The sequence below is a fragment of the Shewanella sp. MM_2022_3 genome (assembly GCF_022557375.1).
GTDB lineage: Bacteria > Pseudomonadota > Gammaproteobacteria > Enterobacterales > Shewanellaceae > Shewanella > Shewanella xiamenensis.
This window is the reverse complement of the sequence record NZ_JAKZGV010000132.1, coordinates 1-282: the sequence shown is the minus strand read 5'-3', so window position 1 is coordinate 282 and position 282 is coordinate 1. Positions and strand designations below refer to the sequence as shown.

General features: G+C 45.0%; 1 rRNA gene. It reads right to left on the bottom strand.

Annotated features, from left to right (window positions below):
- A 16S ribosomal RNA gene (locus MMG82_RS21475) occupies window positions 1-125 on the bottom strand; the annotation flags it as partial.
- Between the last annotated feature and the right edge of the window lie 157 nt (window positions 126-282).

Here is a 282-nt window from a genome sequence, read left to right as displayed (position 1 = left end):
AGGCATTACTCACCCGTCCGCCGCTCGCCACCTCAGGAGTAAACTCCCTCGTGCTGCCGCTCGACTTGCATGTGTTAGGCCTGCCGCCAGCGTTCAATCTGAGCCATGATCAAACTCTTCAATTAAAGTTTTTTGCTTCCGTCTTGCGACTTCAGCGGCTCAATGAATTCTGAATCGACTTAACTTAATAAGTCGTTGTACATATTGCTATGAACACTCATTCATTGATTTAATTCTTTGATTACTCGCCAAACGGCAGAGTAATTTCGATTAACTCAACAC